Origin of the sequence: Ruminococcus sp., assembly GCF_019417665.1 — a bacterium.
GTDB lineage: Bacteria > Bacillota > Clostridia > Oscillospirales > Ruminococcaceae > Ruminococcus_C.
Genome location: NZ_DXUU01000026.1, coordinates 23,983 through 38,503 on the forward strand (window position 1 = coordinate 23,983; position 14,521 = coordinate 38,503).

At 46.5% G+C, this 14,521-nt stretch carries 13 protein-coding genes; 6 read left to right on the plus strand and 7 right to left on the minus strand.

Going from position 1 to position 14,521, the window contains the following annotated elements:
* Nucleotides 1-6: 6 nt before the first annotated feature.
* Complete coding sequence (pheS, locus tag QZ375_RS08140; RefSeq protein WP_295217739.1) at nucleotides 7-1,026, minus strand: phenylalanine--tRNA ligase subunit alpha; 1,020 nt, start codon at nucleotides 1,024-1,026, stop codon at nucleotides 7-9.
* A gap of 456 nt (nucleotides 1,027-1,482) precedes the next feature.
* On the opposite strand from pheS, the gene QZ375_RS08145 reads away from it, so the two are divergent.
* The 3 genes from QZ375_RS08145 to QZ375_RS08155 all read left to right on the plus strand — a co-directional run bounded on the left by QZ375_RS08145 (nucleotide 1,483) and on the right by QZ375_RS08155 (nucleotide 3,731).
* Nucleotides 1,483-1,989 (plus strand): DUF6106 family protein, encoded by a 507-nt coding sequence (locus QZ375_RS08145; RefSeq protein ID WP_295217741.1) that lies wholly within the window; start codon nucleotides 1,483-1,485, stop codon nucleotides 1,987-1,989.
* Between the two features lie 13 nt (nucleotides 1,990-2,002).
* Nucleotides 2,003-2,281 carry a DUF1294 domain-containing protein gene (locus tag QZ375_RS08150; RefSeq protein ID WP_295217742.1) on the plus strand — a complete coding sequence of 93 codons (279 nt, stop codon included), beginning with the start codon at nucleotides 2,003-2,005 and terminating at the stop codon, nucleotides 2,279-2,281.
* A 103-nt stretch (nucleotides 2,282-2,384) separates the two neighbouring features.
* Nucleotides 2,385-3,731, plus strand: a complete 1,347-nt coding sequence (locus QZ375_RS08155) for a GH25 family lysozyme (RefSeq protein WP_295217744.1) — start codon at nucleotides 2,385-2,387, stop codon at nucleotides 3,729-3,731.
* Nucleotides 3,732-3,820: 89 nt separating this feature from the next.
* Here QZ375_RS08155 and QZ375_RS08160 read toward each other — a convergent pair whose 3' ends face one another.
* Entirely contained in the window at nucleotides 3,821-4,618 is a 798-nt protein-coding gene (locus tag QZ375_RS08160) for a class B sortase (protein WP_295217746.1), read from the minus strand.
* A 280-nt stretch (nucleotides 4,619-4,898) separates the two neighbouring features.
* Here QZ375_RS08160 and QZ375_RS08165 point away from each other — a divergent pair, with 280 nt between their 5' ends.
* Together QZ375_RS08165 and QZ375_RS08170 are read left to right on the plus strand one after the other, a co-directional pair.
* Entirely contained in the window at nucleotides 4,899-5,783 is an 885-nt protein-coding gene (locus tag QZ375_RS08165) for an NAD(P)H-hydrate dehydratase (protein WP_295217748.1), read from the plus strand.
* A gap of 77 nt (nucleotides 5,784-5,860) precedes the next feature.
* Nucleotides 5,861-6,451 carry a hypothetical protein gene (locus tag QZ375_RS08170; RefSeq protein ID WP_295217752.1) on the plus strand — a complete coding sequence of 197 codons (591 nt, stop codon included), beginning with the start codon at nucleotides 5,861-5,863 and terminating at the stop codon, nucleotides 6,449-6,451.
* A 57-nt stretch (nucleotides 6,452-6,508) separates the two neighbouring features.
* Here the strand turns inward: QZ375_RS08170 and QZ375_RS08175 are convergent, their stop codons facing one another.
* The 4 genes from QZ375_RS08175 to glgB form a co-directional block, all read right to left on the minus strand.
* A complete protein-coding gene (locus QZ375_RS08175) occupies nucleotides 6,509-7,627 on the minus strand; it encodes a dockerin type I repeat-containing protein (protein WP_295217756.1) in 1,119 nt (372 codons plus the stop codon).
* A 94-nt stretch (nucleotides 7,628-7,721) separates the two neighbouring features.
* Nucleotides 7,722-8,843: a dockerin type I repeat-containing protein gene (locus QZ375_RS08180; RefSeq protein WP_295217758.1), complete on the minus strand. Its 1,122-nt coding sequence runs from the start codon at nucleotides 8,841-8,843 to the stop codon at nucleotides 7,722-7,724.
* A 36-nt stretch (nucleotides 8,844-8,879) separates the two neighbouring features.
* On the minus strand, nucleotides 8,880-9,803 hold the full coding sequence (locus tag QZ375_RS08185; protein WP_295217759.1) for a hypothetical protein: 924 nt from the start codon (nucleotides 9,801-9,803) through the stop codon (nucleotides 8,880-8,882).
* A 269-nt stretch (nucleotides 9,804-10,072) separates the two neighbouring features.
* The gene (glgB, locus tag QZ375_RS08190; RefSeq protein ID WP_295217761.1) at nucleotides 10,073-11,902 is read right to left on the minus strand and encodes a 1,4-alpha-glucan branching protein GlgB; all 1,830 of its coding nucleotides are present in this window, start codon (nucleotides 11,900-11,902) and stop codon (nucleotides 10,073-10,075) included.
* Between the two features lie 403 nt (nucleotides 11,903-12,305).
* Here glgB and fba point away from each other — a divergent pair, with 403 nt between their 5' ends.
* A complete protein-coding gene (gene fba / locus QZ375_RS08195) occupies nucleotides 12,306-13,169 on the plus strand; it encodes a class II fructose-1,6-bisphosphate aldolase (protein WP_295217763.1) in 864 nt (287 codons plus the stop codon).
* A 259-nt stretch (nucleotides 13,170-13,428) separates the two neighbouring features.
* Here the strand turns inward: fba and QZ375_RS08200 are convergent.
* On the minus strand, nucleotides 13,429-14,521 hold a 1,093-nt coding region (locus tag QZ375_RS08200; protein WP_295217765.1), incomplete at its 5' end, for a dockerin type I domain-containing protein.

Here is a 14,521-nt window from a genome sequence, read left to right on the forward strand (position 1 = left end):
TTCCGCTTAGAACTGTTCCAGGAACCGATAGTCGTTCTCATACAGCAGACGCATATCGCCGATGTTATACCGGCGCATCGCAATACGCTCCAGACCCAGACCGAATGCAAAGCCGGAGTATACGCTGCTGTCAATGCCGCAGCCTTCCAGAACCTTCGGGTGTACCATGCCTGCGCCCAGGAGTTCGATGTATCCCTCACCCTTGCACATACGGCAGCCTGCACCGTGGCACTGGAAGCACATGACGTCAACTTCTGCGCTGGGTTCTGTGAAGGGGAAGTGGTGAGGACGCAGACGGATCTTGCAGTCCTCGCCGTAGAGACGCTGCATGAGCAGTTCCAGCGTGCCTTTCAGGTCAGCCATGGTGATACCCTTGTCCACCACAAGTCCCTCGATCTGATGGAACAGCGGAGAGTGGGTGGCATCCACAGCATCGGAACGATATACACGGCCCGGCGAGATCACACGGATGGGCGGCTTCTGATTTTCCATGACGTGCACCTGTACGGAAGATGTCTGGGTGCGCAGCAGGATGTTGTCTGTAATATAAAAGGTATCCTGGGTATCCCGTGCCGGGTGATCCGGCGGCAGGTTCAGGGCTTCGAAGTTGTAGTAATCGTATTCCACTTCTGGACCGTCTGCCACGGAAAAGCCCATGCCCAGGAAGATCTCCCGGATCTCGTTTTCCACAATGGTCAGTGGGTGCATGCTGCCCACCTTCTGTGATTTGCCCGGCAGGGTGATATCCACAGTTTCTGCTGCCAGCTTGTGTGCCAGCATGGCTTCGGACAGCTTCTGCTGCTTTTCTGTCAGTGCCTGTTCAATATCGGTACGTACCTGGTTTGCCAGCTGTCCCATGGCAGGACGCTCTTCGGCGGACAGTTTTCCCATTTGCTTGAGAATGGCTGTCAGTTCGCCTTTTTTGCCAAGATACTGCACACGCAGGTTTTCCAGTACCTTGGAATCCGCACAGTCTGACAGCGCCTGTTTTGCGGCAGTGCGGATCGCTTCGAGTTGTTCTTTCATGATACCGTTCCTTTCTTTCGCAGGCTGCATACCTGCAATATTCGGCTCTTCCGAGGGCTGCCGCAGCATTTGCGGCAATAAAAAAATCTCGTCCTGAAAACAGGACAAGACTGACTTGCTTGCAAAAACCACCCATTTTCAAAGAGCCATCACTCTTCTGTCCTTAATGCGGACATGACATCCGAACCTACTTTGCCTAAGGCAACATCGCCCAAAGTCAGCAGTTCCGCCCGGCCACTCAGAAGGGAACTTCAGTATGCGCCTGTCGGACGGGCTCTCAGCCAATGACCCGTTCTCTGTGCCGGAGGTTGCATACCTACTCGCTTCTTCACCGTGTTTCCAGAACATTATACCGCATTTTGTTGAAAAAATCAAGTCATTTTGAAATTTTTTTCTTGAAATTTTACAATATGTATGGTAGAATAGAAATAGACTTGGTGAAAGGAGTCTTGTTTCATGGACAATTTTGCAGAATATATGGTAAAAAAACAGCCGGACGGGCGGGATAAAGCGAAAAGAATGGGTATCATTCTTCTGGCGGTGCTGCTGTGCGCAGTGACAATCGCCGCTGTGTTCTTCACCAAAATCCCGTTTATTCTGCTGATCACCTGTGCACTGATCTATGGTGCTTATTTTCTGCTGTCCAGTCAGTCGGTAGAATATGAGTATGCAGTGACCAACGGAGAAATGGATGTGGACAAGATCGTGGCAAGGCGCAAGCGTGTACATCTGATCACGGTAGACGTCTCTAAGTTTGAAGCCTTTGGCGAAATGACGGATGATGTGCCGGACGATGAGACACGGACGCTTGTGCTCTGTTCCGACAATACCGGGGAAAGGGAATATTATGCCGATCTGGACACAGATGACTATGGCCCCACCCGTATCATCTTTTCTCCCAATGAGGCTGTGATCGACGTATTGCAGGAAGCACTGCCGAGACAACTGCGCCTCGGACACTAAGGGGCGAAGGACAATGGAACAAATTGGGCTTCGCAGCATCCTGGGTTATCTGCTTCTTGTGAGCACTATCGCATTCTGCCTCATGGGCGTGGACAAAAGGCGTGCCAAACGGCAGGCGTGGCGCATCCCGGAAAAGACACTGCTTCTGGTGACATTGCTGGGCGGCGGTATCGGCGGCACACTGGGCATGTGGTGTTTTCATCATAAAACACGGCACTGGTATTTTCGGTATGGCTTTCCGCTGATCGCACTGCTTCAGATAATCGGGCTGGCGCTTCTGGCAAGACAGTGATCTGCTCAGGTCTTGAAAAAGACTCTTACACATATGACACATATGAGCAAAAATGATTACCGCGATGTACCTGTTCTATGGTACATTTTAGGAGGTATTACTTATGGCAAATCCAATTCACAGGAAACTGGCAGGCATTCTGACCGCCGCTGCATTATGCACTGCATCGCTTCCCCTAGGCGGCATGGCTGTGTCTGCCAGTGAAGTTTCTTCGTTGGAGGAAATGCTCGCTAACACAGCACATGATGACTTTTCACAACTTGCATATATCACCTTGCAGGCATACGCCGGCATAAGTGTCGGTGGTGATAATGCGCTTTCGCTGAAATATCAGATCCTGCTGGATGTGGACAACTCTGGCGGGCTGGATGTATCGGATGCCTATTATTTTTTGAACTGGTATGCCCAGTATAGCGTCACTTGCATTCTGCCGGAAGATGCTCAGGCATTTCTTGCTCGGTGGGATGCCGCAGATCAGACGGATACGACTACGGCAGCAGTCGAGACAACGACTGTATTGACAGAAACCACTGATGTATCTGTCATAACGACGGCTTCGGCGCTGACTACCCAGTTGACAGAGACGGAGGAAACGGTCTCAGTGACAACGTCGGATACCACAGAACCGATCGTTTCAGAAAGTACTTCAGCAACGGAGACAGCTACATCAGCGGCGGCTGAGACAACTGCTGTATCGACTGTTTCTGTGTCAACTGCAACGACTGTAGGAACAACCACATCTACTTCAATGATCACATCGGCAACGACAACGACGACATCTGCTGCGACAACGACTGCACCATTGCAGGGTGCGTGGGCGCAGAAAGATCGATATGACGGCATTGATGTTTCCAAGTATCAGGGAAATGTGGACTGGGAGGCAGTCCGGGCAGACGGCATAGACTTTGCGCTGATCCGTGCCGGCTATGGCAAATATGCCAGCCAGGAGGATCCTTATTTTGACCAGAACATGCGAAATGCCCAGAATGCCGGTATCGCCTGTGGTGCCTATTGGTTCAGCTATGCCGAAACGGTAGCAGATGCTAAGCAGGAGGCTGAGGTTTTTGCCCAGGTGATCGAAGGTTATCAGTTTGAATATCCCCTTGTTTTTGATATTGAGGCATCTGTTCATGTCAGCATGACCAAGGAGCAGGTTTCCGCAATTATCACCGCATTCTGCGAAACCATGGAGGAAAAAGGCTATTATATCAGCCTGTACAGCTATGCCAGCTTCTTAAACAATAAGGTATACCAGTCTGTTCTGGAAGAGTATGACATCTGGGTGGCACACTTCGGTGTCAGCACACCGTCCTATTCTAAAACCGCATATGGCATATGGCAGTATTCCAGCACGGGCAGTGTCAACGGTATTTCTGGTAATGTGGATCAGGATTACAGCTATCGGTGCTATCCAAGCATTATGACGAAAAATAACCTGAACGGATTCTGACGAAATTCTATTGAATGATCATAGAAAAACGGTATCCTGCGAACTGAGGTTTGCAGGATACCGTTTTTTGTGTTATGTTTTGTACAAGATCAATATTCACCCAGGCACTGCCCGAATAAGATACAGCGTATACCGTCATCTGCACCAGAATTGCACGTCTGGAGTGCAATCATGTGATCGCCGTATGCAGGGATGTCATCTTCCGGCGCATACCAAACCAGGGCGGTGGAGCGGATATCTTCAATGTATTTCGTGAATTCATCCTTGTTCAAATCGATGCGGTTCCAGTAATCGAATGCTGCGCCGTCTTCACCATTCAATACAGAACATGCTACGATTCGGTAGAGATAGCGTTTGTCCAGAGAAGCAACTTCAAAATAGATGTGCTCTCTGCCCCAGGCTTCATCCTTGAAGCTCTTGACGCTGTGGAACATGGAGCCGTTGCCCATATTATGTCCGTAAAACAAAGTGTTCTCTGTCTTTCCGATTTCACCTCGGAAATCTTCAAAAATACTTCCGGCGGAACTGTAATTTCCCTGCCAGTCCTTGTCAATATAGTGCGCATTATCCTCACCCTGTACTACGGGGTAGTCAATGGGCGTATCGTTAACATAAACCCAGCCGACAACATCGGGATTGACATCGTGGTGCTGTTTTACTTTTTCCATGTCGATTTGCATGGTGTAATCGTAAGTCACAGTGGTAGTGGTAGTCACCGTTGTGGTAGTCGTAGTCGTAGTTGTTGTGGTGAGGACGGGAATGGCATCCGGTGCGGACACCTTGTCTGCACGACTAAATAATATGAGACATACAATGATAACTGCCAGCAGTGCAATGCCAATGCCAATAAGTACTTTTTCCAATCGTTTGATATGATGAATTGCCATTTCTAATTCCCCCGGATATTTGATTCGACCAATGTCAAAGTAAAAATTCTCTTTTCAGTATATCTTTTTTTTACGGTTTTGTCAAGTGCTTTTCTTGTTTGTCATGCAAATCTATGTTTTTTGTTTTATCTTATGAAATTGTGTGAACGCAGAGCTGACCATTGGCCGCCCTTTACATAAAAACAAATTTTTGTGTGTTTCTGTTCGCTCATTTGCATTTTCTTGGATTTTATGCTATAATCATAGCAAATCTGAATTGCAAACGAAAGGAGAAGATCCTATGCAGGAACTGACATGGAAGGACATCTGCACAATGCTTCCCAGGCGCAGACGGGATGCCCAAAAGGGCGATTTCGGGCGGCTTTTGTGTATTACGGGGAGTCGGAATATGCCCGGCGCATGTGCCCTTTCCACTCAGGCAGCGCTGCGCAGCGGTGCAGGATTAGTGACAGTTGCCACAGCGCCGGAAAATCCTATGCGTCTGGCAGCGGCGGAACCGGAGGCAATGTGGCTTTCTTTGGAAACAGACGAGGACGGCTTTTTGCGCAATGCGATGAATCAGGAAAAGTTGGCGCCCCATTTATGCCGTGCGGATGCAATACTGATCGGCTGTGGTCTGGGCGTGACGGTGGAGACACGGGGACTGGTGCGTTGGGTTTTGGAATCGGCGGCGTGTCCTGTGATTTTGGATGCAGATGGTCTAAACTGTGTGACTGACTGCATAGATTTAAGCAGACGGACGGGGACAGATTGGATCTTGACGCCGCATCCGGGAGAAATGGCACGGCTGACAGGGCTATCTATTGCAGAGATCCAGGCAAATCGTGTACAGACGGCGGCAGAATTTGTCCGGAAATATCCGGTGACGCTGGCGCTGAAAGGTGCTGGAACACTGGCAGCCCAGAGAGACCGTATGGTGAAAAATCCCACGGGAAATCCGGGCATGAGCCGGGGCGGCAGCGGTGATGTGCTTGCCGGAATGATCGCCGCTTTTGCGGCTCAGGGTTTGTCTCCATGGGATGCTGTCTGCGCTGGTGTCTATCTTCATGGTGCAGCAGGAGATCTGGCAGCAAAGACCTGTTCGGAGCAGGCAATGCTCCCACGGGATCTGCTGGCATGCCTGCCGAAGGTACTGCTGGAATTGGAACGGACACGGGACAGCTGAGGCTCTGTGATCTGACACCCCGTCACAGGATGTAGAATCGTTGGTATAGATCAGAGATCCTGTGAGGAGGAGTACATATGAAGCGAAATCGATATGCGGTTCTAGGACTGGCGCTGGCTGGGAGCATGGCTGTTTTCGTGGGTTGTTCTAAGCCCGGCGGAGAGGATGCCAGTGCAGCCCAGAAGCTGGGGGGCAGTTTTACAACGGAAATGACCTTGGATATGGAGGATCTTCAGGCAGCTGGGACGCTTTCTCGTATGGGAAATGGCGTCTGGAGTGTTTCCTTTGGGGAACCGTCCACTCTTGCCGGGGTGGTGTTGGATTTTTGTGACGGCGAAGTAACAGCGTCCTATAAGGGATTGGCGTTTTCTGTACCTCAGACGGCAATGCCGGCAAAGTCTGTTCTCGGCAATCTGATCCAGGTAGTGGATTCCCTGGCGCAGCAAGAGGAAATTACCGGTGAAGCCAGTGATGGATATGTGTTGGTGGAGGGCGATCTGGAGGGCAATCCCTACATCCTGAAGCTGACAAAATCCGGTGAGCTTGCTGGATTTGAGATGGATAATCTGGATGCGACATTGGGATTTGAACAGTTTCAGTCTGGCGCATCGGTTGCCACAGCAACCACAGCAGTGACTGAGGTGGAGACGGAAATGTCAGCAGAATAAAGAAAAATCGGCTTGCCGTATTTGCGGTAAGCCGATTTTATTGTCAATATGAAAAAATCAAGAATTAAGAGGTAAGCTGTCTACGATGTGTACCAAAAATTGAAGCAATAACAGTACATCGTTAGAATCAATAATTTGGTCTCCGTTGCAGTCTGCAATATGAAGTAGATCTGGTGTGATTGTCAGCTGATCTCTTGCAATCATCTGACTCAGGCGGACTGCATCGCATGTATCGACTCTTCCATCTCGTGTGATGTCTCCGCAGATAAAATCAGTATTTTCGTCATCCAGAAGAACATAAGTACAATCAATAATAGATAAGTCGTCCATCCAGCTAACGCCAAAATAAGGAGATTCGCCTTCGAAAAGTGAACTGTACAGATACAGCATTTTATCGGTTTTTTCCCCGGCATAAGCATCAGCATCTAAAAGAACCATCAAGTTTGAAGGAGAAATTCGCAGTTGTTTTGATTCAAAATAAATTGTATCACAGCTTTTTGAAAGCTTTACGATTTGATTGACTGCATCGTTTGATACGATGCCTGTTTCATAGTTACTATAGATGTGTAAGGCACGATTCAAGGTATCGCAATACCAAGAAACAGAGTCCTCTATCTGACCGCTTTCTGTGTAGAATGGTGCAGTTGCTGTGCCATTTGGAATATATGTTTTTGTATCATCCCAATGAACGAGCCATTCTGTATAAGAATATCGGGGCGCAAATATGACATCAGCGTTTTCGATCATATCATCATACGAAGTTTTTCTGTTTGGATATCCACCCCATTGCGTATCGAGACTTTTTGAAGAGACACGAACTGTTTCGACGTTTTTGAAATCTTCAAAGAAGCTGTCATATACAGTAAGATCGGCTTTGCATAAATCGATTGTTTTAATTTGGTCATTCCACATCGCCCAGGGCAAATCATCACTTGAAACATCATCGTCATGTTCAGGAAAATCCATTCCATCTGAACCAACAGTGGACAATGTCAATGTTTCATTTTCAAATGTCCATGTTGTTCGATTGGCTATGCCGCAAGTACCAGACGTGACGGCACTTTCTTCGGCGGATGCGTTGATTTCCGATATTCCATGAACTGAGGCGGATACTGTGAATAAGCAGAAGGAAAGTAAAAATGCAATTGAATGGCTAAAAAATTTCTTAGTTTTCATTTATAGCCGCTCCTCTCAAAAATATTATAGCTTAATTTGACTTGAAGTAACCTTTTCCGAAACAAAAGTCATAGAATGTTTTTAATATACAAAATCAAGAATTAAGAGGTAAGCTGTCTACGATGTGTACCAAAAATTGAAGCAATAACAGTGCATCGTTAGAATCAATGATTTGGTCACCGTTGCAGTCCATTGCTTGTGTTTGCAGATCGTTAAGAACAATACTATTGTTTGTTGCTTTTTTCAGTAGAACGGCATCCGTAATATCCACAACACCGTCTAAATTGGCATCTCCGCAGATCGGAGCATTTTCAATATAGGTGCAGGAAAAGTCACTAGAAGGGTTACCGTGGCTGGAAAAATAGGATACTACTTTTTCATATTCCTGTGCAAAAGGACTCCCTGGATAACAGTAAACCTTCTGCTTCCCCTCGCTGATGAATAAAAAGGTGTGGATATAAACATATTCATTAAATTCGAACGTAGTAGTCGAGTTTTCGGGAGGAATGAAATCGGATGTGAACACGATGGTGTCTGCAGGAGGCATAATATCATTTGCATCAACTGTGCCCGGTCCGCTGATGGTCAGCGTATTGGTTTCATAATTGAAATTCCAGGATGCGCCTTTTTCTGACGTTCCAGACGTAGGATACAATGGATCTTTTGCAATGCCAGTTCCTACAAAGCGAGGAGAACTTTCACATTGATAATAAAATTTTGAACCGTACAACCCGTAGTAGATGCAAGATTTTTGCACATATTCCAAATTGATGTTTTCCATACTTTCTGGTACGGTGATTGTGCAGTAAGTTGCATTCTCCCCGAAAAATTCTTTACAAACATATGCTGCATCGGTGATACCTTCTTCAAAAACAACATGTTTGGCATTGTAAGAAGGAATGCGAGAATCTGTCAGCCATTCTGGTATGATGAGCTCTTCTGGTAGCTGTACACCAAGATTGTCTATATTAATGCCGTTTAAGTAATAAACTTCCATAGCGCCTGTACCAGAAAAGGTCATGGTTTCTGTGCTTGTGTCATATGACCATGTGATATTTCCATTGTCTGCGCCGCAAGTACCTGTAAAGAGCGTTTGCTGCTCTGCCGCAGAAGCAATCATTGGGATATTAGATATAAATGGGTGCGTTGCAGAAACGGATGTAAAAATGGTTAACATCAAAGCAAGTGCACGGATGAATTTTTTCTTTGATTTCATAGGAATTCCTCCTTTCTAAGTCTTGTGTCATTGAATTTACTGAACTGCCCACTTGTTAATCAGGTTGGCATCTGAAATTGTGATGGAGCCGTCCATATTGGCATCAAGTGCTAAGAAGTTCACTGCACTAGCAACGTTGTCATGTACATTTGTATACTTAAATACTCCATCAAATGAACGAACCAAGAATTGTAGAGCATAAGTACCATCTGCATCATCGACTTTGCCGCTATGATCAAAATCGCCAAGTGCATAAGTATGAAGTTCAAGACCTGTTGTTTTTCCGTTTAGTGCTGAACTGGAGTAGCTAAATTTAAAAGCTCCCTTAATATTTGCTTCACTTGTCGAACTTATAAGACTGAAAGGAAATGTAAGTAATGACCTAGTATACAAATCATTTTCTTCAATCTGAGGCAACATTCCATAAGCTCCCACTGTAAATCCTTCTTTTTCTACTTCTTCTGTTGCTATAGCAGCTAGACTGGGATATCCATTTTTCATTTGACAAGTTGCCAAAAAACTTGCACTGTCATTTGGACAATTTATCTTAGCAGTATCCCATCCTAATTTTATTGTTGTGACTGTTGACGAACTAGGATTGTCTACAATAATGACACCGTAATGTTGCGTGCTTGCAACATTTGTAGCACTATAAAAAGTTCTTCCTGTACTAACGCTTGCAGTAGAAATTCCGTTGTCTTCTGATGTCCTGTTTTCAATTAACTCTAATCCATGTAAATAATGAGTCATGGTATCTTTGGTTTCTTCTAATGTCATGCCATTATCAAGACAATATTGGGCTACTTGTTTAACCTCATCATCATCAAAAGAAGCCACATATGTATTTGCCATTGATGCTTCATATTCCGAAGCAAAAGCCGGAATCGTTGTTGCGGACAAAGCTGCACTTACAGCTACCGCAGAAATACCAGCAGTGACTTTTTTCAACATATTCTTCATTTTTATCGTCCTCCTAAATTTTCTTGTTTGATTGTATTTTTTCTTTTATAGGATACTCTATACTTATATTATAGTCATAAAAGAAATTTTTGTCAATAGCTTTTCTTCGAAAATGAAAAAACGAAAGAAAGGAAAGGAATGGTTTAAAATATTACTTCTATTTCATATCGCTTTCTTTAGATACAACTGTTAAATATTTCAACTCTTATCGAATCAATGTATAATAATCAGCGTGCGGCTTCTTTGCAGAAGTACGCACGCTGATTAGATTATTCTTTTTCTTTTTTTACTTTCGGAATAATTCGAAGGATCATGCCGCTAAATGACGGCAACTCGACTGTAAATTGTGTTCCAGTACGTGTTCTGTCACCGAGGATCATGCTCCTGTCTTCCGGTACAGTCCCGTGGAATCGTTCCCAATCGGTGTGCAGCAGTGGCTGGAGTGATTCGCAGTCCGACAAGGTAAAAGTGTAGGGCTGTGTGCCCTCATCGGACATATGCAGCAGTACCAGCAGGCGGCTGTCTCCCGCACGGCGTTCCATGGCATAAATACAGTGCTCTTCCTGGTGGCAGTCTACCCACCGGAATCCGTTTTGCTCATAGTCCTCTGCATAGAGTGCCGGTTCAGTCAGATACAGATGGTTCAACTCTGTTATAAAATGGTGGAATGCATCGTGAATGGGATATTGCAGCAGTTCCCAGTCCTGCTGCTGCGCCTCTGTCCATTCCCGGAGCTGTCCCAGTTCGCTGCCCATAAACAGCAGCTTCTTGCCGGGATGGGCGTACATGTACAGATAGAGCAGACGTGCCTGTGGGAATTTTCCATCATAGTCGCCGAACATTTTCTGCATGACGGTAGCTTTCCCGTGGACATTTTCATCGTGTGACAGGGGGAGCAGATAGGATTCGTTGGGAAAGTACATCATGGAAAAGGTCAATTTGTGGTATTCGTTTTTGCGCTCCCAGGGATATTGTCGGAAATAATCCAGAGTATCGTTCATCCAGCCCATATCCCATTTATAATCGAAGCCGAGTCCGCCCTGTTCTATGGGACGTGTCACGCCGCTGTAGTTGGTGGAATCCTCTGCAATCAGCATTGCCGTAGGGTTTAGCCGGTGGAGTCCTTGATTCATGCGCTGTAAAAAAGTGATGCTCGCCGGGTTTGTGCCACGGAATTCCTCACCGCCCCAATAGATGAGTCGGCTCACAGCATCCATGCGAATGCCGTCAAAGTGAAACACCGACAGCCAGTAGTTGGCACAGGATTGGAGAAAACTGCATACCTCGCCGCGGGCGTGGATGAAATTACAGCTGCCCCATTCGCTGTAGTTGGTATCCTTTTCCGGATATTCGTACAGGGTGGTGCCGTCATAGTGGTTCAGTGCATAACCGTCTACGGCAAAGTGTACCGGGACAAAGTCCATGATCACGCCGATGCCTGCCTGGTGACAGGTCTCTACCAACTGCATAAGCTGATGTGCAGTGCCATAGCGGGAAGTAGGACTGAAAAAACCTGTGTTCTGATAGCCCCAGGAACAGTCTGCCGGATGTTCGCTCAGCGGCATGAACTCAATATAATTGTAGCCATGCTTTTTGACGTAGTCCACTAGCTTTGGCGCAATTTCTCCATAGGTGTACCAGCCGTTGGGATCGTCGGGATTGGTGTGCCAGGAGCCAAGGTGTACCTCGTAAATATTTACCGGTTTGTGTTTGTGATCGCCACGGTTTTTCATCCATTCTTTGTCGTGGAATGTGAAATTCTCCAGATCCCGGATGATCGAAGCGTTGTTAGGGCGCAGTTCCATGCCGAAACCATAGGGGTCGCAGTGGTCAATGGTTTCCCCCTGAGGATTCTGGGGTGTAATACGGTATTTGTACATCTGTCCAGGCATAGCATTGGGAATCGTCAGCTCGTAGATGCCGCCGTCATGAATGCGCCGCATGGGTATGGGTTTCCAGTCACCGCCTTCCCAGATCAGGGAGACTTCTCTGGCGTTGGGGGCAAGAGTGCGGAAAACGACGCCGTTTTTTGTGACATGTGCGCCGAAATAGGTGTGGGCATCAAAGGCATTGCCCAAAAAGAACTGATGAATATCCATAGGAAAACTCCTCTCATAATCGTAATATCATAAAAAAGGTTCAAATGTAATTGGTGCAGTAATGTAGGGGCGAACTGTGTTGGAACGTGTTTCCTATCGGCAAAAGATTTTTCTGCGGACGGATATTGGCAGTTTCGGCATCTACCTGCATAACCAGAATATACATTTATTATACAAGAAACCGGTGCTGTTCTGCAAGCATCAAATTTCGATACAGCGTCGATTTTTCGACAAAGCATCAAATAAATGTTGATTTGGAGCAGCTGCTTTTGGAATGTTGGAAAAAAATTTCGGAAACCCATTGCATTTTGACAGAACATGCGGTATAATAAAAGAGCAGACGACTCGTCCATGCGGTGCATGGACAACTGTTGCAGTATAATTATTAGGAGGATATTCATTTATGTTAGTATCGGCAAAGGATATGATGCAGGCTGCTATGAACGGCAAGTATGCTGTCGGTCAGTTCAACATCAACAATCTGGAATGGACAAAGGCAATCCTGAACACAGCTCAGAAACTGGGCTCTCCGGTAATTCTCGGTGTTTCCGGCGGCGCAGGCAAGTATATGACTGGTTTCAAGACTGTTGCAGACATGGTAAAGGCAATGGATGAATCTCTGGGCATTACTGTTCCGGTTGCACTGCACCTGGATCACGGTACCTATGATCAGTGTTATGACTGCATCAAGGCAGGCTTTACATCTATCATGTTCGACGGTTCTCATTTCCCGATTGAAGAGAACATTGCAAAGACCAAGGAACTGGTTGCAGTTTCTCACAAACTGGGTCTGTCCATCGAGGCAGAAGTTGGTGCCATCGGCGGCGAAGAAGATGGCGTTATCGGCAAGGGCGAATGTGCAGATCCGCAGGAGTGCAAGACCATTGCTGACCTGGGTGTAGACATTCTGGCTGCTGGTATCGGCAATATCCATGGTGTATATCCGGAGAACTGGGAAGGTCTGAGCTTTGAGACACTGGAAGCTGTCAAGAAGGCTGTCGGCGATATGCCGCTGGTACTCCACGGCGGTACTGGTATCCCGGATGATCAGATCACAAAGGCAATCTCTCTGGGCGTTGCAAAGATCAACGTAAACACAGAGTGCCAGCTGGTATTCGCTGAGGCAACCAGAAAGTATATTGAAGAAGGCAAGGATCTGAAGGGTAAGGGCTTTGACCCGAGAAAGCTTCTCCTGCCGGGCTATGAAGCAATCATGGCAAAGGTTGAGGAGAAGATGAACCTGTTCGGCTCTGTCGGCAAGGCATAATCTTTTTTGAAATAACGCTCCGAGTAACAAAAAGGAATGTGTGATATGAAAACATTGAGAGTAATTGTATCCGTACTTGAAATTGTGCTGAATGTGCTGGGGATTTGCTTGGCAGTAAAAGCTTTAGTCGGTCTGACACATTCTGAAGAGGAAGAAGCGTAAAGATCAGCTGGGATTGTTCCGGCAGATCTGTGAGAAAAAACCGGTTTGCGGTGTGTGCCGCAGACCGGGTTTTTGTTGTATTATAATAGGGTTCACCTTATGAAATGATCGTATCCCAGCTGCAATCTGTACCCACAGAATGTCGAGTGTAATAGCACAGGATATAATAGGCATCATTGGCGTTGATACTGCCGTTTTGATCCACATCCATGGCGGAAAGTTGGGCATTTGTAAAGCCCGTGGATGTACCAACAGACTGTTTCGCATAGGCAGTAAGCGTCAGATAGGCATCGTTTGCGTCAATATTTTTGTCGCCGTTGATATCACCCCGGGATGGCGTACCGCCGCTGCTGATGTTGTATGTAGTATCGCTGGCTCGGAGCACATAGTCACTGCCTTGCAGTTTTATGGTTTTGCCGCCAGAGGCAGTGATGCTATAAGTACCGTCAGCATTTTTGGGAATGTTGGTGTAGGCGAATAGTGCTGCGGAATTGGATAGGCGTGGGTTTTCATATCCCACCAGGAACAGCCCGTTGGTAGCGTCTAGATAATACCATTTTTCTGAAGAAGTGCCCACATTCAATCCGATGATGTTCCAGACGTGATTGGCACCATTTTTGCGGAATGTTTGCAATGTGGCGGACATATTTCTCTGCTGCACCTGTTCGATCATTTTTTCTATCAGTTCTGTATATGCTGAACATACGCCTACCCCGGCAGTTACAGGACCGATCGCATTGTTGGAAAAGTAGTTGCAGAAAGACCAGGTGCCGGTTTTCCTCTTGACATCGCCGTAGGGATCCTCAATGTAGCTGTAGCCGTAGACGGTGTTCTGTCGGACATGCTGATAAACGGCATTGATGATGCCGGCATCTGCCATGCCTGCATTGCAGTGGCTGCTGATGAGCATGTTGTAACAGTAGTTGTCAATAAGCGTATTCATATATGGTGTGTTATATAGAGCATTGGCAAGGGACATGGCGGAATTGTCTTTGGTATATCCCCATGCTTTGGTTAATTTGCCGGAGGTATCATAAACTTCGATCTCCTTTCGCAGCTTTCCAGCGTTTTTAAAATCGTCTACGGGAATATCTGTTGTCTGTCCGTTCCAGCGGACATGTTCAATATGGCTGCCTATAAGAGCCTGTTCAGTATCTTTACACCAAGTTCTAAAAGAAGTATAATAAAAA

Coding starts and splice junctions, on each gene's coding strand:
- pheS (WP_295217739.1), bottom strand. CDS start 1,026: ATGAAAGAACAACTCGAAGCGATCCGCACTGCCGCAAAACAGGCGCTG.
- QZ375_RS08145 (WP_295217741.1), top strand. CDS start 1,483: ATGGACAATTTTGCAGAATATATGGTAAAAAAACAGCCGGACGGGCGG.
- QZ375_RS08150 (WP_295217742.1), top strand. CDS start 2,003: ATGGAACAAATTGGGCTTCGCAGCATCCTGGGTTATCTGCTTCTTGTG.
- QZ375_RS08155 (WP_295217744.1), top strand. CDS start 2,385: ATGGCAAATCCAATTCACAGGAAACTGGCAGGCATTCTGACCGCCGCT.
- QZ375_RS08160 (WP_295217746.1), bottom strand. CDS start 4,618: ATGGCAATTCATCATATCAAACGATTGGAAAAAGTACTTATTGGCATT.
- QZ375_RS08165 (WP_295217748.1), top strand. CDS start 4,899: ATGCAGGAACTGACATGGAAGGACATCTGCACAATGCTTCCCAGGCGC.
- QZ375_RS08170 (WP_295217752.1), top strand. CDS start 5,861: ATGAAGCGAAATCGATATGCGGTTCTAGGACTGGCGCTGGCTGGGAGC.
- QZ375_RS08175 (WP_295217756.1), bottom strand. CDS start 7,627: ATGAAAACTAAGAAATTTTTTAGCCATTCAATTGCATTTTTACTTTCC.
- QZ375_RS08180 (WP_295217758.1), bottom strand. CDS start 8,843: ATGAAATCAAAGAAAAAATTCATCCGTGCACTTGCTTTGATGTTAACC.
- QZ375_RS08185 (WP_295217759.1), bottom strand. CDS start 9,803: ATGAAGAATATGTTGAAAAAAGTCACTGCTGGTATTTCTGCGGTAGCT.
- glgB (WP_295217761.1), bottom strand. CDS start 11,902: ATGGATATTCATCAGTTCTTTTTGGGCAATGCCTTTGATGCCCACACC.
- fba (WP_295217763.1), top strand. CDS start 12,306: ATGTTAGTATCGGCAAAGGATATGATGCAGGCTGCTATGAACGGCAAG.